This window comes from Mesorhizobium sp. WSM4809, assembly GCF_055811655.1.
Window position 1 is genome coordinate 17,583 of the sequence record NZ_JBVVQW010000028.1, and the last position, 22,309, is coordinate 39,891.

20 protein-coding genes and 3 pseudogenes are annotated in these 22,309 nt (G+C 59.9%); 7 read left to right on the forward strand and 16 right to left on the reverse strand.

The window, feature by feature from the left end:
- Window positions 1–127 precede the first annotated feature (127 nt).
- The 12 genes and pseudogenes from AC0L24_RS32275 to AC0L24_RS32330 all read right to left on the reverse strand — a co-directional run bounded on the left by AC0L24_RS32275 (window position 128) and on the right by AC0L24_RS32330 (window position 13,096).
- Window positions 128–2,290: a type IV secretory system conjugative DNA transfer family protein gene (locus AC0L24_RS32275; RefSeq protein WP_473564903.1), complete on the reverse strand. Its 2,163-nt coding sequence runs from the start codon at window positions 2,288–2,290 to the stop codon at window positions 128–130.
- A gap of 11 nt (window positions 2,291–2,301) precedes the next feature.
- Complete coding sequence (gene virB11 / locus AC0L24_RS32280) at window positions 2,302–3,324, reverse strand: P-type DNA transfer ATPase VirB11 (protein ID WP_473564904.1); 1,023 nt, start codon at window positions 3,322–3,324, stop codon at window positions 2,302–2,304.
- Entirely contained in the window at window positions 3,321–4,793 is a 1,473-nt protein-coding gene (gene virB10, locus AC0L24_RS32285; protein WP_473564905.1) for a type IV secretion system protein VirB10, read from the reverse strand. Before virB10 ends, virB11 begins: the two co-directional genes overlap by 4 nt.
- Window positions 4,790–5,596 (reverse strand): TrbG/VirB9 family P-type conjugative transfer protein, encoded by an 807-nt coding sequence (locus AC0L24_RS32290; protein ID WP_473564906.1) that lies wholly within the window; start codon window positions 5,594–5,596, stop codon window positions 4,790–4,792. Before AC0L24_RS32290 ends, virB10 begins: the two co-directional genes overlap by 4 nt.
- Window positions 5,593–6,303, reverse strand: a complete 711-nt coding sequence (locus AC0L24_RS32295; protein WP_473564907.1) for a VirB8 family type IV secretion system protein — start codon at window positions 6,301–6,303, stop codon at window positions 5,593–5,595. Before AC0L24_RS32295 ends, AC0L24_RS32290 begins: the two co-directional genes overlap by 4 nt.
- An 81-nt stretch (window positions 6,304–6,384) precedes the next feature.
- Window positions 6,385–7,345: pseudogene (locus AC0L24_RS32300) on the reverse strand (TrbL/VirB6 family protein).
- 212 nt (window positions 7,346–7,557) lie between these two features.
- A complete protein-coding gene (locus tag AC0L24_RS32305) occupies window positions 7,558–8,292 on the reverse strand; it encodes a type IV secretion system protein (protein ID WP_473564908.1) in 735 nt (244 codons plus the stop codon).
- 11 nt (window positions 8,293–8,303) lie between these two features.
- Window positions 8,304–9,452, reverse strand: coding sequence for a transglycosylase SLT domain-containing protein (locus tag AC0L24_RS32310; RefSeq protein WP_473564909.1), 1,149 nt, complete (start codon window positions 9,450–9,452; stop codon window positions 8,304–8,306).
- Window positions 9,436–11,838, reverse strand: coding sequence for a VirB4 family type IV secretion/conjugal transfer ATPase (locus AC0L24_RS32315; protein WP_473564910.1), 2,403 nt, complete (start codon window positions 11,836–11,838; stop codon window positions 9,436–9,438). Before AC0L24_RS32315 ends, AC0L24_RS32310 begins: the two co-directional genes overlap by 17 nt.
- Window positions 11,835–12,128 (reverse strand): VirB3 family type IV secretion system protein, encoded by a 294-nt coding sequence (locus tag AC0L24_RS32320; protein ID WP_066991233.1) that lies wholly within the window; start codon window positions 12,126–12,128, stop codon window positions 11,835–11,837. Before AC0L24_RS32320 ends, AC0L24_RS32315 begins: the two co-directional genes overlap by 4 nt.
- A 3-nt stretch (window positions 12,129–12,131) precedes the next feature.
- Window positions 12,132–12,446, reverse strand: coding sequence for a TrbC/VirB2 family type IV secretion system protein (locus AC0L24_RS32325; protein WP_473564911.1), 315 nt, complete (start codon window positions 12,444–12,446; stop codon window positions 12,132–12,134).
- A gap of 14 nt (window positions 12,447–12,460) precedes the next feature.
- Window positions 12,461–13,096, reverse strand: a complete 636-nt coding sequence (locus AC0L24_RS32330; RefSeq protein WP_473564912.1) for a lytic transglycosylase domain-containing protein — start codon at window positions 13,094–13,096, stop codon at window positions 12,461–12,463.
- 130 nt (window positions 13,097–13,226) lie between these two features.
- Between AC0L24_RS32330 and AC0L24_RS32335 the strand changes: the two genes are divergently transcribed.
- From AC0L24_RS32335 to AC0L24_RS32345, 3 genes are read left to right on the forward strand one after another with little or no spacing between them, the layout of a single operon-like run.
- Window positions 13,227–13,847 carry a cystatin family protein gene (locus tag AC0L24_RS32335; protein WP_473564914.1) on the forward strand — a complete coding sequence of 207 codons (621 nt, stop codon included), beginning with the start codon at window positions 13,227–13,229 and terminating at the stop codon, window positions 13,845–13,847.
- Window positions 13,834–14,385 carry a thermonuclease family protein gene (locus tag AC0L24_RS32340; protein ID WP_473564915.1) on the forward strand — a complete coding sequence of 184 codons (552 nt, stop codon included), beginning with the start codon at window positions 13,834–13,836 and terminating at the stop codon, window positions 14,383–14,385. The genes AC0L24_RS32335 and AC0L24_RS32340 overlap by 14 nt, the downstream gene beginning before the upstream one ends.
- On the forward strand, window positions 14,382–14,546 hold the full coding sequence (locus AC0L24_RS32345; protein WP_473564916.1) for a hypothetical protein: 165 nt from the start codon (window positions 14,382–14,384) through the stop codon (window positions 14,544–14,546). Before AC0L24_RS32340 ends, AC0L24_RS32345 begins: the two co-directional genes overlap by 4 nt.
- Here AC0L24_RS32345 and AC0L24_RS32350 read toward each other — a convergent pair.
- A complete protein-coding gene (locus AC0L24_RS32350) occupies window positions 14,543–14,887 on the reverse strand; it encodes a hypothetical protein (RefSeq protein ID WP_473564917.1) in 345 nt (114 codons plus the stop codon). The two genes, AC0L24_RS32345 and AC0L24_RS32350, sit on opposite strands and share 4 nt — an antisense overlap.
- Before the next feature lie 132 nt (window positions 14,888–15,019).
- Between AC0L24_RS32350 and AC0L24_RS32355 the strand changes: the two genes are divergently transcribed.
- On the forward strand, window positions 15,020–16,633 hold the full coding sequence (locus AC0L24_RS32355; RefSeq protein ID WP_473564918.1) for an RcgA family putative transporter: 1,614 nt from the start codon (window positions 15,020–15,022) through the stop codon (window positions 16,631–16,633).
- Complete coding sequence (locus AC0L24_RS32360) at window positions 16,623–17,645, forward strand: RcgR family putative quorum lactone hydrolase (protein ID WP_473564920.1); 1,023 nt, start codon at window positions 16,623–16,625, stop codon at window positions 17,643–17,645. Before AC0L24_RS32355 ends, AC0L24_RS32360 begins: the two co-directional genes overlap by 11 nt.
- Here AC0L24_RS32360 and AC0L24_RS32365 read toward each other — a convergent pair.
- Window positions 17,642–18,104, reverse strand: a pseudogene (locus tag AC0L24_RS32365) (plasmid pRiA4b ORF-3 family protein). The gene AC0L24_RS32360 and the pseudogene AC0L24_RS32365 overlap by 4 nt on opposite strands.
- A 399-nt stretch (window positions 18,105–18,503) precedes the next feature.
- Between AC0L24_RS32365 and AC0L24_RS32370 the strand changes: the two are divergent.
- Window positions 18,504–19,016, forward strand: coding sequence for a cold-shock protein (locus AC0L24_RS32370; RefSeq protein WP_473564921.1), 513 nt, complete (start codon window positions 18,504–18,506; stop codon window positions 19,014–19,016).
- A gap of 608 nt (window positions 19,017–19,624) precedes the next feature.
- On the opposite strand, the gene AC0L24_RS32375 is transcribed toward AC0L24_RS32370, so the two are convergent.
- The gene (locus AC0L24_RS32375) at window positions 19,625–20,038 is read right to left on the reverse strand and encodes a phasin (RefSeq protein ID WP_473564922.1); all 414 of its coding nucleotides are present in this window, start codon (window positions 20,036–20,038) and stop codon (window positions 19,625–19,627) included.
- Between the two features lie 199 nt (window positions 20,039–20,237).
- Here AC0L24_RS32375 and AC0L24_RS32380 point away from each other — a divergent pair.
- Window positions 20,238–20,595: pseudogene (locus AC0L24_RS32380) on the forward strand (IS21 family transposase); the annotation flags it as partial.
- A 439-nt stretch (window positions 20,596–21,034) separates the two neighbouring features.
- Here the strand turns inward: AC0L24_RS32380 and proB are convergent.
- Window positions 21,035–21,907, reverse strand: coding sequence for a glutamate 5-kinase (gene proB / locus AC0L24_RS32385; protein WP_473564923.1), 873 nt, complete (start codon window positions 21,905–21,907; stop codon window positions 21,035–21,037).
- Window positions 21,908–22,309 lie beyond the last annotated feature (402 nt).

Sequence of the window (22,309 nt, forward strand, 5' to 3'; positions counted from 1 at the left end):
GTGCGGCCACCGCGAGCCGCCAAACCCAATGGCCGGGTCTTTGCCGCCTACTGAACTCTTCTCAGCGGAAACGGAGCTTGTTGGACCCCACCAACAATGACCGCCGACGCGCGGTTGTCGGACGGGATCACTCGTCCACGACATCCGGCAATGCTTCCGCGACGACGCTTAAATTGCGGTCGAATGTCTCGGAGTCAGTCGACTGCGAACGGAAAGATTTAGCCTCGGCGAGAATGGCCGCAATCACGGCCTCTTTTTGCGGCGAGATCCTGGTCGCCGCCGCCCGGGCCGCCAAAGCCGAAAAGTCGACAGCCTGTGGCGCAACGGGCGCCGCCGTTGCCGACGGGATATGAGTCGCCTCAAGCTCATTCTTTTGCGGGGCGGGCAAGCGACGGCGAGCGATTGGCGGCTCAGTACGTCCGACTTTTGCAGCGAAGGTCGCACCGCGCTGCAGCCGCGAGTGGATGATGCCGGAGCGGTAGCGTGGCCCGACCGGCACGATCGACTGGACGGACGGGGAGGGGAGGGCGGGGGCAGCGACCGGTTTGGCGTGCTTTGCGTTCGCCCTTTCCGGGAGCGCCATGAAAGCCCTCTTGGAGAGCTCCCGATCAGCGAAATAGAAATTGCGGGTTGCAAGGATTGCATTCTCGCCGCGCGGCAAAATGACGACCTTGCTCTTGTCCATGGTACGGATCTCGTCCGGACGCATCAGCGGCCGACGCACTTGCTTGCTGTGAACAGAGCGCGTGTAATAGGTGTCGAAAAGGCTGGCCTGCGTCGTGGTGACGTCCTTCTGGGGTTCGGACGTTTCGCCTATCTGCTCGGAGACGTAGCGTAGATCGTCGGTCTCCTGGGCGCCGAAGAAGATTTGGACTCGGGCAGCGTTGATCAGCGTTTCGCGGCTTTCCTTCCGGTAGATCTCGTCGACGGATTTCAGCGACTGCACGAAAAACCACATCGGCACGCCGTGGCCGCCAAGGACGGTGGCCATGTCCGTTACCTTCTCAAGCTTGCCGAGGTTCTGAAATTCATCGAGCAGGACAAGCACCTGGTGCTCGCCGGAGCGTGGCATGGATTCGGACATGAAGTTCATCATCTGGGTGATGAGCACATTGAAAAGCGGGCCGATCGAAGCCATCTGCTCGCGCCGGAAATCGAGATAGAGCGAGACCCGCTCGCTCTTGAGATTGCGGATGTCGAAGGAGCTCCGGGAGGTCGCCCGCATAAGCCGCTCGTTCAGGAAAGGCGCCATGCCGGTGCGAACGCCGGCATAGAGACCGGAAAACTGCTTCTCCGCCATATCCGCATAGGGCAGAAGCGTCTGCAGCGTAAAATCGGACACTTCATGCCGGCGGGTGTCGCGCAGGCTCGCGAGGAACTCCAGGATCGGCTCGTCGGCGCCGTTCATGATCTTGAGGATGGTGGCGAAGCTGCGGTTTTCGTCGGCGATCCGCGAGGACTCCATGACGTAAGAGGCAATGCCGGTGAAAAGGAGGCGCGCATCGTTGACCCAATAGGGATCGGCGTTGGCAGGCGGCCGCGGAAAGAGCGCGGCCGCCATGTTGCGCAGGTCGATGTCCCTCTGAGCCGAATCGAGCGAAATAAAATCCATCGGATTATAGAAGGCGGTGTTGCCGTCGCGGTCGGCCGGCGCGAAGCGGACGACCTCGCTGAAGGTGGCCCGATGGCCGGCTGTCGCTTCATAGGTCTCCCCGCGCAGATCGAGCACGACCAGCGAATGTGGCCACATTAGCGCGTTGGGGATGATCAGCGCCGCGCCTTTGCCCGATCTGGGCGGTCCAATGACGAAGCCGCCGACGTCATCGCCGTCGATCCAAAGTTTCTTGCCGCCGCGAACTCTGGGGCGCGTCAGGCGCAATTTGCCGGTGCGCCGATCGCGGTGCGGGGCAAAGACGTTGACCAGTCTGCCGCCGGCGCGTCCGATGAAGATGCCCCTCGGCTTCAGCAGGCCAGCCCGGCGAACGTCGGCCATCGACATGAATTTCGCGTCGTTGCGCTTGGGCGGCCGCATCAAGAATGCGATCGCGAGCGGCAGGACGAAGCCGAATAGGGCCGCGGCGCCGGCGTATTGCAGCTTTGCGAAGCTTCCAGCTTTCAGGTCCGTCCAGGCGTAGCCGAAGACTGGCCGCGGGTCCGCATTCAGGCTGTCGAAGAGAAAATGCGATCCGGTCCTGTACCAGTCGGTCGCCGCGTATGCGACCACAAACAGCAACGCGCCCAGCGCCATGGCCATCAACGCCAGGAAAATCCTGCCGGCGATCTTTTCCATAATGCGCCCCGTCACATCGTCTCAGCCTTCGTGAACTTGATTTCGCTGATCGATCGGCGTCCGCCGTCGCCGCGCACCATTTGCACGACGACCGGGATCACCTCGCGCAGGTAGTCAAGGATCTCGCTGCGAGAGAGCCCGACATTGCTTTGCATGACCATGAGGGCCAGGCGCTCATAGGCCGAGCGGGCCGAATTGGCGTGAACGGTTGTCAGCGAACCAGGATGGCCGGTGTTGATGGCTTGCAGGAAGGAAAATGTCTCGGCACCGCGGAGCTCGCCGAGCAGCAGCCGGTCGGGCCGCATGCGCAATGACGCCTCGAGCAGCTGTTGCGGCGTAACCCTGGCAAGGCCCTGGTCGCCTTTCGAGGCAAGCAGCGTCACCGTGTTGGCCGTCGCCGGCTTGAGCTCGCGCGTATCCTCGATGGTTATGATGCGCTCATGAGAGGGGATGATCTTCAACAACGCATTGAGGAAGGTTGTTTTGCCGGTCGACGTGCCGCCGGAGACAATGAGAGAAATGCGATTGCGAACCGCGTATTGCAGAAATTCCAACGGCGAGGTGTCGTTGAGCATCTCGGCGAGCTGCTTTTCTTCGGCGGAGAGCGCCAGGCCACTGCCCATTTCGGTCTGTTCGAAGGCGCCCATCTTGGCGTAGTCGCCAAGGGTCATGTCCATGATGACCTGCTTGCGGATGGAGATCGCGCCGCCATCGGGTGCCGCCGGCGGCAGCACGCATTGAAAGCGCTCGCCTGAGGGGAGAGCTGCCGACAGTACCGGCGTGACCTCGTTGACGACCTGGTTGGTGGCCGAAGCGACGCCAACCGAGACCGAGCGGATCCAGTTTCTGGTGAGCTCGCGTTTGACGACGTGCTCCATCTCCTTTGTACCCAGGCGCTCGATGAAAACTTCGCCGGGTCGGTTGATGGCGATTTCGGAAACCGCTTCTTCCTCCATGTAGGGCCAGATCGGTTCCAATTCGGCGCGCAGCACCGGTGCGCGCGCCCAAGGGTTCGGCACAGGCTGCACATTCATCTCACCGGAGTCCCGTAGCCTGGATAATCCGGATCAGCCTCCGACTTCGGCGTCATGAAGAGCGGCGTCGGATCGACCGCCTTTGCCGGCTTGCCGCCGCGCTTCAGTCGAGCCAGCTCCTCTTCTACCGGATCCGCATAGAGCTCGGAAAAATCCAGATCCCGGCGCACGAAGACGACGATCGGCGTGCCCTGGTCGACATAAATCGTCGGCGGGATGTTTTTTGTGTCGCGGAACGCTTCTTGTGCCAGCTGTTGCAGCGCCGTCGATGATTTGTCGAAGGCGATGCTGCGGGCGTCGCGTTGCGAGCCGGAACCGCCATAGGTGGTCGTGACCGTCTGCCCCGTGACCGGGTCAACGGTCGTCACCTGCCGTTGCTGGCTGTCGCTGCCATTGTCGGCGAGGGAGGACAGGTACTCCGAAACGCCGCCAACGACGGAAAGCATGATCGCATTGCCGTAGCGTTCAAGCCAATGCGTATCGACGCGGCCGCCGAGACCGCCCCGTCCGAGACGATCGGCGCCAGGTGAGGCGATGTCGACCGAGACGCCGTCGGAACGGATGACGCGGTTCCAGACGATGAACACACGCTTTTGCCCACGCGCGATCCCCGAACGATACTCGCCGGTCAGCCGAGAGCCTTTCGGGATCAGAATGCGGCGGCCGTCAACGGAATAGACGTCCTCGCGTGCCACCGCGCGAACCATGCCGGGCAGATCGGTGTTGATGGCGGTTTCCAGAAATCCGCGGATCATCGTGCCTTCGGGGATCAACGCATCGGTGCGCCGGAAAACCCGCGCCTTCGCCATCGCGTTCGAATGTGTTTCCGATTGCGCGAGGAAAGCCTTGTTCGGGTCGTTGTCGGCGCCCGGCACCGGGACAAGCTGACCGTCGGCGGCGATTTGCGCCTGGGCCGGCTGATCGTGCCCGGCGGCCGGGTTTGCTTGCTCGCTGGTAATCATCTGGTTCGACCGCAGGCGCTCCCACATTGCCTTTTGCCGCTCAGCCTCCTCGGCCTTCCGGCGGGCCTCCTCGTCGGCCGCTTGCTTGCGGCGGGTCTCTTCTTCTTCGGCTTTGCGCCGAGCCTGCTCGGCCGCCAATTGGGCTTCGATCGCGCGCCGCTGCGCATCGAGATCGGCGCCCTGCTCAACCGTCTGATCGACGTTGTCGGCCTGTTGCTTGTTGGCCTCGCCTGCCGCGGGCGGTGGAACGACGATCTGGTCGATTGTCTTGTCGGCCGCTTGTGGCGTCTCGGCCAGGGCCGGCGGGCGAAATTCAGGCGGGTTGAAATTTTCGCTAGCGTCCGAGGCCGCATCGCGAGAGAGCGGCTCGCGGGGCCAGTTGATCCAGATCAGCGCGATCGCCACAATCAGCCCTGCGGCGACCATGGCGACTTTTGTGCCTATTCCGGCATAGCGTCTGGCGACGCTCGGGCCGCCATCAAGCTCGTTATAGTCGATATTGCTCATCTATCGTCCGCTCGCGCTCGGGGAGGAGAAGGGGCCGGCCCGCGCACCAGCTTCTTCGGCCCGTAGACGTCAGAGACAGGATCTGTCTTCGACGGCCGCGCTCGATTGTAGAGGCAGAGCGTTTTGCCGTCGGCCCTCAGCGTGAATTGCCGGCCGATCTTGTCGACGATCGTGTATTTTCCCTGGGTGCGCTGATTGACCAGCGACTCCTGACCTTTTTCGTCGACGACGAAGATGGCGGGGATGTCGCCGGTGAACTCGAGGAACATCTTGGTGCCGTCGTCGAAAGCAACGCGCGGCTTCAGGCCATCATCGCCGGCATAGACGTAATCGTAGTTGAGATCGGCATAGTTGAGGTTCTTGAGGTCGGGGTCGGCCGCGCTTTGCTGGGCCTGGGCAAGCAAGCGCGCGTCTTGATCCTCATCCGCATATCTGAATCGGACCTGGAACGAGGCACGGTCGCGATCGCTGTCGGTGGCTTTGAGCAACAGCGAATAGACGCGACGGTCGGTGATGACGTTGACATTCGTCCAGGCGTCCCGTTCGAGCGGCTTGATGAACAGAAAGCGCGAGCCGCGTTTGGGCACGATCGACCAGCCTTTGGTGTCGCCGGCCGAAACCGTCTCGATCACCTCGGACGGGCTGAGTTCGATCATGGTGGAGACGCCGAGCGCGGCATTGACCGTCGTGACATTGTCGTTGTCGAAAGGCACGTAGCGGATACGATGGTCGCGCGCGGCAGCGTAGCTGGTCGAGCCGAGCAAAATCAGCAGCGACAGGGCGGCGCCGATGTGGGTCTTCATTGCGCGCTCCCAGCCGTCGGCGCGGACTCCTGATCGCGACGGTATTCCATCACCTGGAAGCCAAGCGGATTGTCGAAGCGCCATTCGTTCTTGATCGGCGTCGTCGTGTAACGGAACTTGACCACGGCCACCCAATTGTCGGTCGTGGAAGAATTCTCGCGACGTGTCGTGGTCGAGAACCGCACCGAAGCGGTCGTGGTGTTGAGCAGTGAAACCGACTTGACGTCGACGGAAATGGTGACGTTGCGCCCGTAGACCTTGTCGAGGGATTGCGCGTTGGACGGCGTGTAAGCCCAAGTCAAATCCCTGGACGCCGTTCCCATCGAATAAAGCTGCGCCAGATCGTAGTTCTGCTTGATCTCGTGCGCGTCATAGGTTTCGCGGGCGCGAATATAGCGAACGAGATTGGCGGCTGTGACCGCCTCATTCTGCGACAGATCGCCGGGTTTCAGTGCGCGCGCGACTTCGAGATATCCGGTCGTCTTGTCGACCTCGATCACATAGGGCTCGAACTGCTTGAGCGGCAGGATGAGCACGAGGGTCAGCAACGAAAGGCCTGCAACAACACTGGCAGCGCCGCTGACAAGCCAGGCCAGCGTGCGCGAACGTCTCAGAGACCGGTGCGTATCGTCCTCCCATGTCGCGCCGGCCTGATAGTAGCGCTGGTCAACGAGTTGGCCGGTCTCGGCGGGGATGCTTGCCTGCATTGTCGTCACTTTACTTTAGCCTCATTGTCAAAGCTCCCAAACCAGCCATAAGCCGCGCTTCTCAGGGCGGATGCTCTCGGTCTATGCCAGGGGTCTCGCGTTATCGCGCGCCGCCTGCTGAATGGATGATCGAGCGGCCTCGCTGCTGCGGGATGATCTCAGCCGCTGCCACCGGTTTGCGACAAACCGCGCGCCGGAATAGCGGACAACATTGCCAGGCACATTGCCATAGGAGCGGTATGCGCCGACTGTGCTGAGATAGCCGCCGCCGTTCAGGATCGAGGCGATCGCCGGGATTTGCATCAGCACATAGATGCCGATGATCGTGACCAGGACGAGCGGAAGGACCATCGACATCTTGTTGTCGACGCTGGCGCCTCCCGACGTGGCGGTGTTCAAGGCAAGATTGACCAGCGAAAAATAAAAGCCCAGGAAGCCGTATATGAGGATTTGCTGGATGATCAGATAGGTGGTGAGCGAGATGAAGCCTTCGCTCATCCGGGTTGACCATCGGTAGAGCCAAAGCACAATCCAGACCGGCGCCAGCGCCAAAGTGATGAACGATGATGGCGGCCAGAAGCACGATGGTGGAAAGCAGCGCGCCGAATATGTCGTAAAATGTGCCGCTGTAGACCTGATTGGCAACGTCCTGGGCCCCGCGGTAGAGATTGTCGATCAGGGCCGGGATCGCATCTTGATCCGAGAGCTGGTTGCCGGTGGCGCGCGAGACGGCCCCGACGATGATCTTGCCGATTTCGCTCGGCACGGCCTGCACGAGCTTGTAGATCGTCTCGGAGAACGTGCCCCACCCATTCAGCAGCAGATAAATGACCACCGCGCGTCCGAGGCGATATGCCGACTCGATCGGGGAGATCGTCTCGCGGCCGCTGAGGATCGAGTAACCCCACCAAATTATGTAAATGGTGAGCATGAGCGCGTAGACATTCCCCAGCGCGTAGCCAAGCTGCATGTAGACGCTGGAAACAAAGCCCTTTCCGACGTCGTCGATGCCTCCCAGAATGCTTGTCGCCAGGCCGTTCATCCATCCTCGACAACACGATCGAAGGGCGGGGCGTTGACCGGCTTCAAGGGCCCGCAGCTCGCATCGCCCACATAAGCCAGCGGCGCGCACGGCGCTTTGAGCTCGCGACCTGGCTTGGCGCACCCGGCCACTGTGACGCTCATCGCCCCCAAGGCGACCACGGCGGCCCAGCCCGACAAATCTGGCATCCTTTTCGCTTTTGACGACAACGATCAGTTCCCGCTTGTGCCGAAGTTCTGGAACGGATTGACTTGCGCCGGCGTTATCAGCTTTTGCACCTGGCTTTGACGCAACAGCCGGGTCTTCATTTCCTCGTTGAGCGCGGCGACGGCGCCATTCTGCACGCCGATGAGCTCGTTAACCGCACGCGCGTTCTCGAGCTGCATGCGCGTGTTCTGATCGACCGAGCCTTTGACATCCTCGGACTGTCCGATCTGGCCGCTGGCCGACTGCAACGACTGTTCGCGTTGCGCGATCCCTTGCGAGGCCTGCGATGTGAGGGCGCTCAACAGCGACGCGACGTTGACGCTGCTGCTATAGGCAGTGTTGACGGCACTGCTGCCATCGCCGGTGATTTGCTGGAGCTGTTTGACCAGCTGCAGGCCGTTGATCACCGCTCCGGCGATCTTCTGGATTTCCGGCGACAGCCCGCCGAAGGAGAGGGCGCCGCCATTGAGGATCGAGCCGAAGCTCGGCGCCTGCGCAATCGACATGTTGCCGCCCAGGCCCATTTGGCCGATGCCGAGAGAGCCGTTGCGGCTGCCCGTCAGGGCTTGCAGGATCTGATTGCTCTTCTCGAGGATGTCCTTGTTGGAGCCCATGATCGAATTGGTGTTGTCCGCATTCTGGCGGGCAATGTCCAAATTCGCATTGTCGATGACGGCGATCTGCGCATGAGCGACGCTGGACAGAAGTGTTACATATGCCGCGAAAGCGATTTTTCTCACTCTCAGACCTCCTATTCCTGAATTGCTTCGATCGCGCGCCGCGCGCCGGTTGGATCGGCGTTGATCTGGGTTCCCGAACCGCTCTCGGCGCTCCGGCTGGCACAAGGTAGCCATTGGTTTTGATCGAGCCGCAGCCGTTGCAACTCGGCCGGGTCGCATGAAAAGGAATTTGGCCCGCCATCCGGCGGCGGGGCAATGATCCGCGCGGTCTGCGAGGCTCCGACGTTGTTCAACGAAAGAAACTGTCCGAGCAGGGCGGTGAAGTCCGAGGCCTGGTTGATATATTGGCCGGTCACGTCGGCATTGAGACTTCGAGCGGACGAATTGAGCTCCCAGGCATCCTTGTATTCGCCAACTTGTCCGACGCCACCGGCGAGCGCGTCGATCTGCGAGAAATTGGCCGTCATCTGTTCGGAGCTGGTGTCGAGGTCGGCCGCGGCTTTGGAGACGGAATCGAGAGCGCCGCTTTGAGCGGCACCGCCAGGTCCGCTGGACGTCACGATGCTGATTGCCGGTGGGGCCGCCGCCGGCGCCTGTCCGCTGGAGACGTAATTGTCGAAGGTCCCGTGCCATCGGCCGACGCCCGAGGCCCACTCAGCCTGTTCGGCGGCATTCGATCCGTTATAGAAGCTCGCGAGGCAGCTGTAGTTGCTGGCGCCACACTGCGCGACGCCTTTGCCGAGATATTTGACGCCACCCTCGATGTTTTGCTCGTTGATGTCGCGATCGAACCCGAGCTGCCTGCCCGTTCCCTTTGTCAGTTGCATCACGCCCTTGACGCCGGTGTGCGAGCCGGCACAGCTGTCCAAGCGGGATTCCTGGTAGGCGACTGACAGCGCCAGGCCCTCCGGAACGCCATATTTTTGCGCATAGTAACGGATGAGCTTTGCGTTTTCGGCGTCGCGGCTCAGCGCCTCGCCAGGGGAGCGGTTGAACATTTGCGACCTGTACTTGTTCGTATAGGTGCAAACGAGGCTCTTTTTCTTCTGCTTCTCGTCCGATTTGGTTTCATCTGATTTTGTGCTGTGCTGCTCGTCCTGCGCGCGCTTATCAAGATTGGAATTGTCGATGACGGCGATCTGGGCCACCGCCGGGAGAGCCGTGATCTGCCCAGGCATGATCGCGGCCGCGGCGATCACGCTGCTAAGCCGCTTCTTCATGCTCGCTCTCCCATCCGCACAGGTAAGGCAGCCACGCTTCCGGCTCTTGTCCGTATATCTCGCGCAGCCGTTCGCATTCCTTGATGCTGGCTTCGTTGGTCGACAGAACCTTGATGAGGTCGGGCATGCCCGACAGGTCGAGTTTGGCCACGATGGAATCGCTGTCGTGCTTGACCAGGAACGTGCGCGTTTCCTTGGGCGTACGGCGCACGAACTCGAACTCCTTCGCCGTCAGCGAGAAGCGCGCCATGTAGGAGTCCTTGCTCGCCTTCGGATTGGGGAAAAAGATGTTGGTTTTCGTCTGCTCGATCAGCGAGGACGAGATCGACGAGTTGACCACATCCTCGGCCGTCTGGGTGCCAAAGCCGACGACACCGTTGCGCCGGCGGATTGTTTTCAGCGTCTCGTTAATGAAGGCGGCAAACACCTCGTCATCGAGCAGCTTCCAGCCTTCATCGAGGAACATGAGAAGCGGCGTGCCGTCGATGATCTCTTCGAGCCGATGGAAGATGTAAAGCAGAGCGGCCGAGCGCAATTTTTTATCGGCCAGGATCTTGGTCATGTCGAACCCGACCACCGGCTTCGAGAAATCGACGAGATCAACGGGGTTGTTGAAGAGCCAGCCCTTGTCGCCAGGATCGAGCCACGGTTCAATGCGCGCCGCGAGATCGTTCATCCCCGGCGCCAGCGAGCCGCGCAGCACTTCCGGCAGCAGCTCGAACGTGCGCTGCTGGCGCGGGATCTTGTAGACCTTGTCGACGGCCGTGTTGATCACGCGCATTTCGGCCACGTCGAGCGAACCGTCGTCAGGGGTGAGGATGTAGCGCAGCAGCCCCTCGAGAAACGTGCGGTTTTCTGCCGTGTCGTCCAGCTGGAGCGGCGCAAAGCCGGTGGCCTGCATCGGCTCCATGACTTCGTAGCGGCCGCCGAGCGCGCGAATAAAGAGCTCGGCGCCTCGCATATAATCGAAGTACACGCAGCGGGGCCGAGGCGTGATGCGCATTGCCTGCGCCATCAGGAATGACAGCACGACCGTCTTGCCCGAACCGGTCGGACCGAAAACCGTGAAATGGCCGACGTCGTGGACGTGAAAGTTGAAATAATAGGCTGTCTGGCTGGTCGTCTCGAGGAGCGCGATCGGCCGCTTCCAGTGCAGTCCCTCACGCTGGCCCGAGGGAAAATTGTGGCCCGAGAACAGCCCGGCAAAGTTCAGCGACGAGATCAGGGCGCGGCGCGCAATGTAGCTGAAATTGCCGGGCAGCTGTGCCCAAAACGCAAGTTCGGTGTTGAGCGTTTCTCGCACCGGGACGATCGACATGCGCGACAGTTCGGCGGTGATGTCGGACAAGGAGCGGTTGAGCCCTTGGACGTCGGCAGCCAGCGCCATCACCGTCATGTGGTGCTGCCCGAAAATGACCTCGCCACCGGCGAGCTTGTCAGCGCCGGCGTGCACGGAATCCTCGACCGTGGTTCCGGCCTCATCCGAACCGCTGACCTGGTTCGAGATGGTGTTGATGCGGCGCATGGCCGTCACGCGATCTTCAATCGCAAACGACTGCGTCAGGATAAATTCATGCGGCAGCCGCAACAGGCCATCGAGCGAGCCGGGTGCGGTGAAGGGCGGGTATTCCTTGATCGACACCATGGCTCCAATCTTGCTGGTCTGCGCCCCCCTGATCTCCAGAGCGGATTTGCCGAAGAAGATTTGCCGCGTCGCACAGGCGCTCGCCAAGCTCATGCGCGGCAGCGGCATTTCGACATCCGCCCCGCCGGCAAGGATCTTGGCGATGAATTCGGCAGGTTCGGAAAACACGCTGTCGCGTCGCGTCACCACGCCCAGGAGCCGCGCGCCATAGGCGGAAAAGTCCTTGGTGACGCCATTGAGGACATCGTGCAATTCGGCCATCGCCTCTTCACGAGTCTCTTCGCCGGCCGTGCTGATGCGGAACGCGTTGAGCGCCTTGTCGACCCAGCCGACGCGCCCGACCATCGGGCGGCGGATGAGAGTCAGAAAAGCCTCGTTGACGAACAGGTTCTTCGAGCCCAACTCGTCCATGTAGCGGGCATCGAGCTCCGCCACGAAAGGGTTTTCGAAATCTCCTTCGATCTCTGGCGTCACATGACGCCGAATGATGGTCGCATAGGCGGCAAAGCGGGACGTGGAGAGGTTGCGGAATGTCGTGTTGCGATTGAACATGCGGTTGTTGAGCTCTGCCTGATCCATTGTCTGGAAGGGCAGGCCGCTAAGCTGAATGACTCCGAGCAGAAAGCCGCTTTTCGTGACGACCAGGTTGTCGTCGACATGGCGCAAATATGGGACATGGCCCTCAACAGGCTTTTCCCGTCTGCGGGCTTTGGCGAATTTCAGGTCGGCATTCACGGTCACGGTGAATAGCTCCTCGCACCCCAAAAGCCTGAGTTTGCGACCGCGCCCCGCTTCGACAGTCGTCGTTCGACTATGTGGAAGATGTATGGGTCGCGCTGGCACAGATAGGCGCTGATTAGATGGGTCGCGCTGAATAGGCCGAGGCCGAGCGTGAAGCTGCTGGTCGCGATGAATCCGATGACGGCAGCCATGCCGTTAAGCGCGAACACCTCGTAGCGCACACCCCATTTCATCGGCGGGCGCGTTAGAGGCAGGCTGACCGGCTCGACATAGACCTCTTCGTCCTCCATCGGTCACGCGCCTCCAGCGGTGGACCGGATGGAATCGACCAGAGCTGCGGCGCCAAAGACCAGAGCGATGCCGATGATGATGGAAAGCGCCATCATCCACACCAGCCTGCCGGTCATGGCAAGGAAGCCGAGAAAGCAAACCGCTATGATCCCGAAAGATCGAGCAATGCTGCCCTGCAGGACACCGACGAACCATTCCAGCACGCCCTCGACGGGGGCCGCCGACTGCGCGTATGCGCTGGCCGGCGCGAGCGCCATTCCGATCGCCGCGGCGGCCATAAACTGCAGGGCGAATTTGCCCGTCTTTTTATAATCCATCGTCGTCTTACCTTTCAGTTGCCAAAATCGATGACGTGACCATCTTGCCAGGCGACGCCACCGGCCGCGCCGGTCGCGGCTGCGCGATGATCGTCAACAGGGTTGGGAAGGGGAGCCTTGATCAGCTTGCCGAGCTTCCAGCGATTGAGCACCTTGACCACGTATTTCGTGGTCTCGTCGTTCACGGGGATGCCGTTGGCTTTGTAAACGTTCTGCTCGCCTGCATTGTAGGCCGCCAGCATCAGCAGCGGATCATGGAACTCCTCATAAAGCGCTTTCAGATAGCGGACGCCGGCACGGACGTTGGCTCCCGCGTCGCATCTGTCGGCCACACCAAGACGCGACGCTGTCGCCGGCATGAGCTGCATGATGCCGAGAGCGCCCGCGCGAGACGGCCCTTGATTGCCGCCCATGTCGCTTTCTGCCCAGGCAACCGCCTCGCTCAGATCGGGATCGAAGCCCTCTTGTTCGGCGATCTGGCGCACCAAGGCCGCGGCCCGCCCGCGATCCGTCGGCGCACACCCGCCGCTGATCGGCGAACCGTTCTCAGCGGCCGAACGGGTCGAAACCGCTGGGCGGGCCGGCAGAGCAAACGCCGCAGCGATGCGCGTCGAGGTCGTGTTATCCGCATATGCGCCGAATGGCGCCATGACGGCTGAGAGAGAAAGCGCAAGCGCGATCCGGTTTTTCATTGCGCTACCAATTTTGACATTTTACTATGGGTACATGGAGCCAAAGTAAAGTGTCAATACGAGAAGCAGAGTCGAGGCCATTTTTCCGATGAAGCAGTTTTTCTTCCTTGCGGCATTGTTGCTCCACGGCACCGTCTTATCCGCCGCCGATCTGGGCACGAACGAGCCGCATCCGTTCGGGCAGCCGTCGACCGCGTATCTGCAGAAGTTCGCCAAACCTGGCGAAAAGACCTTCGTCTACGAGCGCTACGACGCACGCGGGGCGCTCTTTCAGCGCGACGTAACAGCGCTAGCCAAGCCGGTGGAGATCAAGTCCGCGACCGAACGCGTCATCAACGGCGTCACCTATAGGCTGCGGGGCCTCGCGGCCTGCCCGAAGCCCAAGATCACCTACAAGGCTGAGGAGTGGGATTGCACGAAGGCCGTGCGGGACTACGACGACGCTGTCTACAACACCCGCGCATCCGTCGTGTTGTGCAAGACGCTGGTCCTCAAAAGCCACCCCGGCGTTCCGGACGCGGTTTCGTGCTTTGCGCTCGTCGGGGCCGGCAATGCCAACGATCCCTATTCGGTCGCTTATGACGACGATTCCATGGTCTTCTTCGACATGGCCAAGATCGGCCGCAACAAGGACGGCAAGTCCCTGCGGCCGGATCTCGAACATGCCTTAGATCTCGGCAAGCAGTTCCAGACCGATGAAGCGAACTAGCCTCGCCGCGCTTATCACACTCGCGACCGCCCACGGCGTGAGCGCCGAAGGCGCTGCGCCGCCAAGCGCGACAGTCACTCCCTTCCTCGTGTCGAAAAGCGTCGAACTGCTGACGGGAGATACGTGGCGCGACCGCGGCAAGCTCTACCGGCTTTATGGCGTGCAATCATGCTTGCGCGGCACGATCGCCCTGGATGCCAATGGCAAGGAGCTCGATTGCGGCAACGTCTCGCTCGCCCACCTGGCCGCCTTTTTTTCGACGACGGCCGTGACCTGCCAGCCGATCGCCTTGGCGCTCGACAAAGCGACGTTTGTGGTGTGTGGCGCGAAACTCGACGGCAATACGATCGACGTTGGGACCGCCCTCATCGCGGCCGGCTACGCGTTCGCTGCCACCGACGCGAAAGGCAACACCGTCAGCGCCAATTATCTGGTGGCTGAGCTCAACGCGAAGATGAAGGCTGATGGTCTGTGGGCGATGAAGTTTCAACATCCCATTGGACTTCTGCTGAGACGGGCAGGGGAGCGCAAGCAATGAACCACGAACATGAATCGAGCCGCTACTACTACCCTGTCGAGGGCCGAACGGACGGTGCCATAGCCGGAGCGTTCGCATTCATCGCCATCATCGCGGTGCCGGCGCTGACCTATGCCGCATGGCACGCGTTCGCGTCTTGGATGTCCGCCCTCTTTCCTTAGATTTGAAAGTCCACGAAAGATCGCAGCAGCTCATGCAAGTCATCCGCATCCACGTCGCACCAACCGTCGTTCATGAGCCGCGCGAAATATGCGGCCTTCATTTTCAGCTCGCCGAAATCGGCCACCAGCGCCATCGCTGCCTGGCGTCGGATCACCGTCTCGTTCTTCATCGCAGCGTCAAGCCGCGGACCGATCAGCTCCGCCTCGGCCTCTTCGGCGTGCATCAAACGTTTCCCGAGATACTCCACATCTGAGATGGCGCGGCGGTGCGCCGCAATCAGATCCGCGACTGCGTCCGTCTCCTGCGCTTCTTCGTTGCTGCTCGCCAGTTCAACAGCCATTTTCCTGCTCCGAGTGATCCGCGCCCCGCCCGCTCGCCCGTTGCATCGAGTTGATAAACAGTTGATTAGCGACGATGGCACGATAAGATACGAAGACTAGCGAAACGAAGCGAAACCAGAGCCTGTAAGTAGTTGTTCAAGAACGGAAAGTTATTCCTCCCCCCACCAAGAGACGGGAGCGATTTTAAAGAACTATTCAAACGATTAGCCGCTGCGGGTGCGGGTCGGCCATTGGGCAAAGATGGATTTCCTGCAGGCCCATGGACGCCCGAGCTTCTTGCAGAAGCGATTTCACAAATTGATTCCAACCGGATTGGAGTCGATCTGCGAACAGTGCAGCTTTGGTTTCAAGAGAACGAGAAGGGAATTAGCGCTGCCAACATCCGTTGGCTGGCGAGGGTTTTTGGATGCGATGATCCGGTGGCAACCAGCGAATGGCAGATGGAGCTTAGTGCGGCGCAATCGCGGTTGTCGGCGAAGAGACGAGAATGGAAGAGAGCCGGAAGCAGCATTGCACAGGAGATTCCAGATACAGCACTGGCTGCGACCTTCGATGACGACACAGCGTCTCCGGCAGAGCTAAAACGGGATACTGACGCCAAGAGGCCGAGGCGGCGTTTTAGTTTGGCGAGGAAATCGGAGGCGTTTTTTACTCACGGATCTCCCCTGAATTTACCGGCGTCGGTGTTTGCGGGTGTCACCGCTCTTGGGTTTTTGTCATATCTTATGGGGATTCACAGCGTGACATATGGCCGGGCGGATGGCGTCGTCAAGCAGGTTGGGTTTCTTTGGACAGCGAATTGGACATTCGTCTTCATGGTATTTTTGCCACTGTTTTTTGCCTTCGTGACCGAGCTAGTGACCTTTTGGAAAGATGAAGGCCGCCCAAAGCTTGTGGGGAATCGCAATAAGATGGAAAGCGACGATGCCTGGCCGCGCAGCGTAGAAGCTTCTTCGTATTCATATTGGGCGGTTTTTTTGATTTGTGTGCTGTTCGCCGGTCTTTTTCAGTGGATTGGCGTGTCATTGATCCCGTTGATGAAAGGTGGTGGCGACTATGCGACGGATTGGGGCTCGTTAGCGATTGTCCGCCCTGAGGTCATATCGGTTCCAGAAGCGGTGGTATTCACCGGGCTCGCTTACCTCTACATGTGCCTTTGCTTTTATCTGTTCTTCGTAGGTCTCATTTTGCTCTATACGGTGATCCATGATCTTTGGAGAATCGGCGGGGCATCGAAAAGTGGGCCGGAGGCGGATTATCAACGTGAGGTCAACGAAGCCAGCCTCAGAGTGATGCGTGGAATTTTTCGGTGTACTGTTTTGGGGGTTCTGATCGCCATAGTCATGAAGCTCCAGAGTGCTTACCTGACATCGCGTGGAGAAAACATCGTGGCTTGGTTGGTCGACGATGTGTCGTCAGCCTTCTATGGCGGAAACGACGTGAGCGACGGGATCGCCTATAGGATGCCGACACATTACAGCAGCTTTCTTATCGTTATTTCGACCTGTGTTGTTTTTGTCTACGGGACCATCCGTTTAGGCGGCGGAAGTCGGGTTCAGGTTCCTTTGTGGAAGATGTCGGCGGTCGTGGCGTTACTCGCTGCTGGCTACTTGCTGATCGATGCATTTGATGGCTTTTCGATCCTGCTGGGCGTTGGAGTGCTGCTCGCGACATACGGCCTATTTGATCCCGGATTTGGGCGATGGCGAGCAAGCGAATTAGGAAAAAATCACAGTGTATCATAGCTGGCTTGATCGTTGGGATGAGCGCCGTGCGCGACGCGGTGAGGTAGGGAAGAAGACAACGGATTTCATCCTTGACGCGGACCGCGCCTTTCCGGGCGCGGGGAAGATTGCAAGCATCGAGGAGTTTTGTGTCCTTGCCGACAAGGCCGTGGCTGATCCAGCCTTTTTCGATAAGCCGAGTGAGAGCGATGAGCGTTTTGAATGGAAAGATGGGTGGCTAAAATTTCCGTCGGACATTGCGACTGATATCGCACCGAACAATGTTGTGTGGGCGAAAGTCACAGAAAGCGGGTCGTTCGATCGGGCGATGGTGATCTTTCACCATTGGAATGCAAGCGCGCGGAACCGTTGGATTGCCAGTTTTTTCTCGCGGCGCGGTATCACCGTTGTCGAGATTGCCATGCCGTATCACTTCGAGCGCAGCCGTCCTGGCTCCGTCCACGCCGATTATATGCTTAGCCCCAATCTCGGGCGAACGATCCAGTCCATAAGGCAGGCCGTATTGGATGGGCGAAAGCTCATACGTTGGTTGAAAAGCGAAGGCTACAGAGAGATTTCGGTTCTTGGTATGAGCTTAGGGTCCTGGGTCGCGGGGTTGATTGCTGCGCGCGACCAGGCCGTGTCAAAAACCTCGCTGTTCCTGACGGCGGGGAGTCTAGCGGACATGGTCTGGACGGGCCGCGCGACACGAACGATACGCGATAGCCTTGAGCCTGAGATTGAGCTGACCGATCTCAGAAGGGCCTGGGGCCCACTTAACTTAGAGAATTACGCACACAGTCTGGCACGGCCTGATCTCGATCTTCACGTCGTGTTGGCCAAGAGAGACAAAGTGGTATTGCCGGCGCTCTCGGCGAGGTTCATGCAGAGGCTGGAGCACGCCGGAGCCAGGCTAACTATATTGGCATTGAACTGTGGTCACTATTCGCTTGCCATGCCGCCTTACATTTTGTTGGCCGGTTTGAGCTTGAAACGGTCTCTGTCGTGTGCGGACAACTCTACCCTGGGTTAGCGGCGGAAGCGGTAGTTTCCTCGTGCGGCGCGCACTGCCTTGGCGATCGCGTTGTTTATGGCGTCGAGGTGCAGTTTTCGGGATGAAATTTGCGGCCGGCCCACCGGCGCATGGCTTATGCTCTTCGTGACCGCTGTCGCGCCATGCTTCGAGGAACTCGGCATGGCCGTGCGGGCCGCCGACGTCCTCTGGCGGCCCTGACCGGCCAGCTGCAATGCAGCGAGGATAATTGACGCCTGCCTCGCGCGGAAGGCGTCGTCATCTAACTCCGGCGCGCCATAGATGATGCCGCCGATGTTGAACTGGTGCAAATGGCTATCGGTCCAACCAAGGGAGTGGAGTTGGGCAAGGTTGAGCACCATCGGCACTCAAGGGTGCGGCTAATCACTCGGCTCAATTCCGATAAATGTGGGCCTCTGCGCGCACGATGTAGCTGTCGGGAGCGAAAGGGTCGAGCATGTGGCAAGCATGCCGCGCGTGAATGGCGTGAGAAAGGGGGCGGCAATTACGGCGGGACAAATGTGGCGATGGATGCGACGACATTTCGCGGGTAAGGAACGCTGCTGCGAAAGGAACCCCGATTGTTGATCAGCTAGCCGTCCCACCTTATTCATAGGGGCGCAACGCCTCCCTCCTACGCCATCTGCTCCGTCTGGAACGCCAGTTGTCGCCGAAGTCGTACTCATAGAGGATCGTGATGGGCTGCTCGTCGGGGATCGTAGAAAAAAACCAAATCGACTATCCGTAACTCGGTTGCCTCGAAGATGCGATTGGCGGTGAAGCCGCCAGCCGAGAGAACATGAGCAGGTACAAAGACCATCGCAAGCCGCGTCGGCATCGAGATGACGACGAGCCGTTTTGTTTTCCGGAAAAGTCTTCGTGCTCAGCTTCTTTCAGCGGCCGCCGCCCGCGGTCGCGGCGCCTGTCGACGCCTACGTGAAGTGGTTCAACGCAAGCAAGGGGTTCGGGTTCGTCAAAGCCTCAAACGGCACAGGGGCCTATTTGCCCCTACGCATGTTGGAGGCGATTGGCAGCCACGGTGTCGCCGAGGGAGCGCATCTCAAGGTCACGTTGGAGGAAACGAAAAGGGGGCAACATGATTGCCTGGCGAAGGTGCAATTCGATGGCCAGCAGCAGCGTCGCAGCGGTGGCACCGGCGGCGAGCCGCTCCCCGAGCGCGCGGGGCGCGATCGAGATATTCCCGCGCAGGATGACCGCTGCCAGCCAGAGGCGTCGCGCGCCAGCGCTGAGCAGTCAAGCCAAAGCAGCAAGGCACTGACAAGAAGAAGGCGCTCGAGGCGGACAAACAGGACCGCAAAACCCAGCGCTCAAACGACAACGATTGCGAGCGCTGAGGGAAGTCCCTTTTGATTTATCCCTGCGGCGGAGCGTTAATGCTCCTGCCCCTTCGAGGGTTGGCAAGAGCTCGGTGTGCGGCGGGTCTCGCTGCCGTGTATGCTGGTTCAAATCTGCGAACGCCGTCATCCGCGCAGCTTCATCATGCCAGCTCCTTGTCGCAGGCTCAATCGAAGGGCGAGGCGCGTTCCGCTCTGATGAGACGATTCTTCAACGTCGAGTACAACGCCGAGCACGGGAGGCTGCGATCGGGAACGGCCCCTGAGGCTCATCTCGGGTACGACGCAGAAGATTGCAAGGGTAAACAGGGGCGACTTCGGTCAAGGCGAGAGGGCACGAAGGGCAGAACTGAAGAGGTATCGCGGGCGACTGGCTGTATGGCGACGATGTCCTCTGCAATCGATCGGTGAGGTTTAGCCCCATGGTTTTTCGATCGAGCCGTCGTCGTCCATTCACATCCGCCCCATGTTAAATCACACTTCGATCAGCCAGTTGGTTGATGCCGTCAAGCTGCGTTGGCGGATCGTCGAGACCGTCAGGAGCTCGAAGGCACTGGGGCAGGGCCACAGCGAAGGCCGAGGGTGGCGGGGCTTCCATCACCACGCCAGTCTCTGTATTGCCGCCTATCGTTTGATGTCAGTGTTCCACAAGCCCATGGACAGTCCGCGGCAGACTCGCAATTTGTGAAGCAGTTGTACTACGTTTTTTTTGATCGGCCTGCTGACATCGGCCACGGCCTTAGTGCTGAGTGCCTGGAATTCCTTGGCCTGCTCGACAAAGAGTTCGACCCGTTTGCGAAAGAAGGTCGACTGCAGCGCGATAACTTCCGACGGCAGCTTGGCGCCAAGCAGCGCCTGCAGATGTGAGAGGTCTGCCTCGGCGTTGGCCCGCAATGCAGCGATCGTCTTCAGCGACAAGTCGATACCGACCGCCGTTGTGTTGTCGAAGACGGTTTTGAGCATCTTCTGGGCGTCTTCGGCGCCCGGCGCGACTCTGACAATAGCTCCTGCCCACTGCTCGGCCGTTTGGGCAACCACATGCAACTGATCGGTGGCGTTGGTGCGTGTTTCGGTAAGTCCCGGACGCCGATTTCACTAAGTCCCGGACAGTGATTTCAGTAAGTCGCGGACAGCATTTCCGCTAAGTCCCGGACAGTTTCCGGGGCGGATTTGACGGTCGGTTCTCGGCTGCGCCGTTCTGGCATTTGGACCTCTCACGATGACGTTGAGAGGGGCCATGCCAAGACGGAAGCAAACGAGACAGACGACGGTGAAGGACATCCGAGCGATCTTGCGCCTGACGCATGAGCATGGCCTTTCGGTGCGTGCGGTATCGGAACGGCTGAAGATCAGCAAGACGACGGTTTCGACCTATCTGTTACGCGCGAGCGAAGGCGGGGCTTTCGCGTTGGCCGTTGCCGCCCGGCTACGACGACGATGCGGCGCTCGAGCGGCTTCTGTTCCGCCGGATGGGCCGGCCGCCACAGGATCTGAGTGAGCCCGACTGGGCGCTGATCGGCCGGGAGCTGAAGCGCAAGGGCGTGACGCTGACGCTGTTGTGGCAGGAGTATCGCGCTGCCCATCCCGACGATTATCCAATCGCGGCCATTCGCTGAACGCAGGGGTCGCCGTCGACGCGAATATCGAACAGAAGCGACCCTGCGGTTTTTTCCGCGGCGTCCGCTACGCGATCATAGAAAGGTCGATTGAGCCCCTCGATATGCCGAGCGACTGCTCAAACAACGCCAATTCAACATGCTCAGCCACCATGCCTGCGAGAGTGCGCGCCGGCCGGCGCAATCGGCAAGACGCCAGCGCTGATTATCCACACACCAGCCCTTCATGCGGCAAAAAAGGCCGCGGTTTCGTGGTGCGTCGGCGCTGCAGTCGAATGGCCGGCCTTCTGACATCGCTCTGCCGAGAGCATCTTTTCAGGCTCGGCTGGGCGGCAGACGCGCAGGCTCCGAACGAATCTGCCTGGAGACAACCCGCAAGTGGGTTCCGTAGTATCGGGCCGATGGTCGCCCAAGTAATTCAAACGGGGAGAATTTCTTCAACGACTCCCGCGTTTGCCATCTCCTTCGCTGAAGGAATAAACCATGTTGATGGCGCACCGTTCTCAATTGCGGTGAGCGGGTAAGATCTGTTTCCGTTCGCAATTAACACGCTGCAGCCCGCTTCCATCGCTATCCTTGCTGCCATCAACTTTGTCGCCATACCGCCCGAACCATGGCGCGCGGGGGAGAGGCCGGCCATGGTTTCTATCTCCGGGGTAATGCGCCGCACCTCTGGGATAATACGAGCCGAGGTGTTGTCGTGTGGATCTTCCGTAAAGAGGCCATCAACGTCGGAAAGCAGAATGAGAAGGTCGGCCTTTGCAATTTGCGCGACCCGTGCCGCCAGCCGATCATTGTCGCCTAGACATATCTCGGGCGTTGCGGTCGCGTCGTTCTCGTTGACAACGGGTACAGCGCCAACTTTGAGGAGTTGTTGAAAGGCTGACCGCGCATTGAGGCGGCAGCGCTGATTGTCTACATCTGCGCTAGTCAATAACACCTGCCCCAGGCCAAACCCATGGCGTTTCAAATTCTGTTCATAGGCAAGCATGAGTTGAACCTGACCAATCGCGGCGGCCGCTTGCTTCTCCTTAGTTTGCAGTGATCTGTCCAACTGCTTGAAGTGACGTGATCCAACCGCGACGGCGCCGGAGGTGACGATGATCACCTTCTGGCCGCGTGCGAAAAATCGGACGACATCCTCTATCAGCGTTTGAAGCCAAGGACCGCGCACCTCTCCGGTCTCTGGATCGGCAACTACTGCGGAGCCAATCTTCACGATCAACCGGCGAGCCGAAGGCAATTGGACCGCCCTCGTTGCAAGAGATTTCTCTGCAATCTCTTTTTGCATTTCAATAGCATTCAGTCGCGCGAGCGGTCAGGAGCAAAGTTTGGTATCTCCTCGACTTGCGTTTCTCTCGTGCTCTCAATTTCCTCAACGTTCGGACGACGATCACCTTCCATATGACGCCGACCTGGCCTGATGCGGAAAGTCGGGGGCCGCTGATGGTTCCTATTCTCCAAGGGCCGATGCAATCGCGAATGCCTTTTCCGCAAATCCGATTTATCGCCGATGACAAGGTTGATGTGCTCGGATAACAGCCAGTCCTCGAGCCTTCAACCGGGATAAGCACTCGTTTGGCCATTGCTTTTGATCCCGAGTTGCATGCCGTGCCTCGGTCCGAAGCGTACATAGATGCTAATCTTTTTGGTGCGCCTAATCTCAGACCTGGTTTGAAAGTATCATCGTCGG

Bases quoted from the DNA above. Each gene is read 5' to 3' on its own strand.
- AC0L24_RS32325 (WP_473564911.1), bottom strand. From the start codon at position 12,446: ATGGATTATAAAAAGACGGGCAAATTCGCCCTGCAGTTTATGGCCGCC.
- AC0L24_RS32295 (WP_473564907.1), bottom strand. From the start codon at position 6,303: ATGCAGGCAAGCATCCCCGCCGAGACCGGCCAACTCGTTGACCAGCGC.
- AC0L24_RS32275 (WP_473564903.1), bottom strand. From the start codon at position 2,290: ATGGAAAAGATCGCCGGCAGGATTTTCCTGGCGTTGATGGCCATGGCG.
- virB11 (WP_473564904.1), bottom strand. From the start codon at position 3,324: ATGAATGTGCAGCCTGTGCCGAACCCTTGGGCGCGCGCACCGGTGCTG.
- virB10 (WP_473564905.1), bottom strand. From the start codon at position 4,793: ATGAGCAATATCGACTATAACGAGCTTGATGGCGGCCCGAGCGTCGCC.
- AC0L24_RS32345 (WP_473564916.1), top strand. From the start codon at position 14,382: ATGAACCACGAACATGAATCGAGCCGCTACTACTACCCTGTCGAGGGC.
- AC0L24_RS32350 (WP_473564917.1), bottom strand. From the start codon at position 14,887: ATGGCTGTTGAACTGGCGAGCAGCAACGAAGAAGCGCAGGAGACGGAC.
- proB (WP_473564923.1), bottom strand. From the start codon at position 21,907: ATGCAAAAAGAGATTGCAGAGAAATCTCTTGCAACGAGGGCGGTCCAA.
- AC0L24_RS32290 (WP_473564906.1), bottom strand. From the start codon at position 5,596: ATGAAGACCCACATCGGCGCCGCCCTGTCGCTGCTGATTTTGCTCGGC.
- AC0L24_RS32320 (WP_066991233.1), bottom strand. From the start codon at position 12,128: ATGGAGGACGAAGAGGTCTATGTCGAGCCGGTCAGCCTGCCTCTAACG.
- AC0L24_RS32310 (WP_473564909.1), bottom strand. From the start codon at position 9,452: ATGAAGAAGCGGCTTAGCAGCGTGATCGCCGCGGCCGCGATCATGCCT.
- AC0L24_RS32330 (WP_473564912.1), bottom strand. From the start codon at position 13,096: ATGGCGCCATTCGGCGCATATGCGGATAACACGACCTCGACGCGCATC.
- AC0L24_RS32335 (WP_473564914.1), top strand. From the start codon at position 13,227: ATGAAGCAGTTTTTCTTCCTTGCGGCATTGTTGCTCCACGGCACCGTC.
- AC0L24_RS32340 (WP_473564915.1), top strand. From the start codon at position 13,834: ATGAAGCGAACTAGCCTCGCCGCGCTTATCACACTCGCGACCGCCCAC.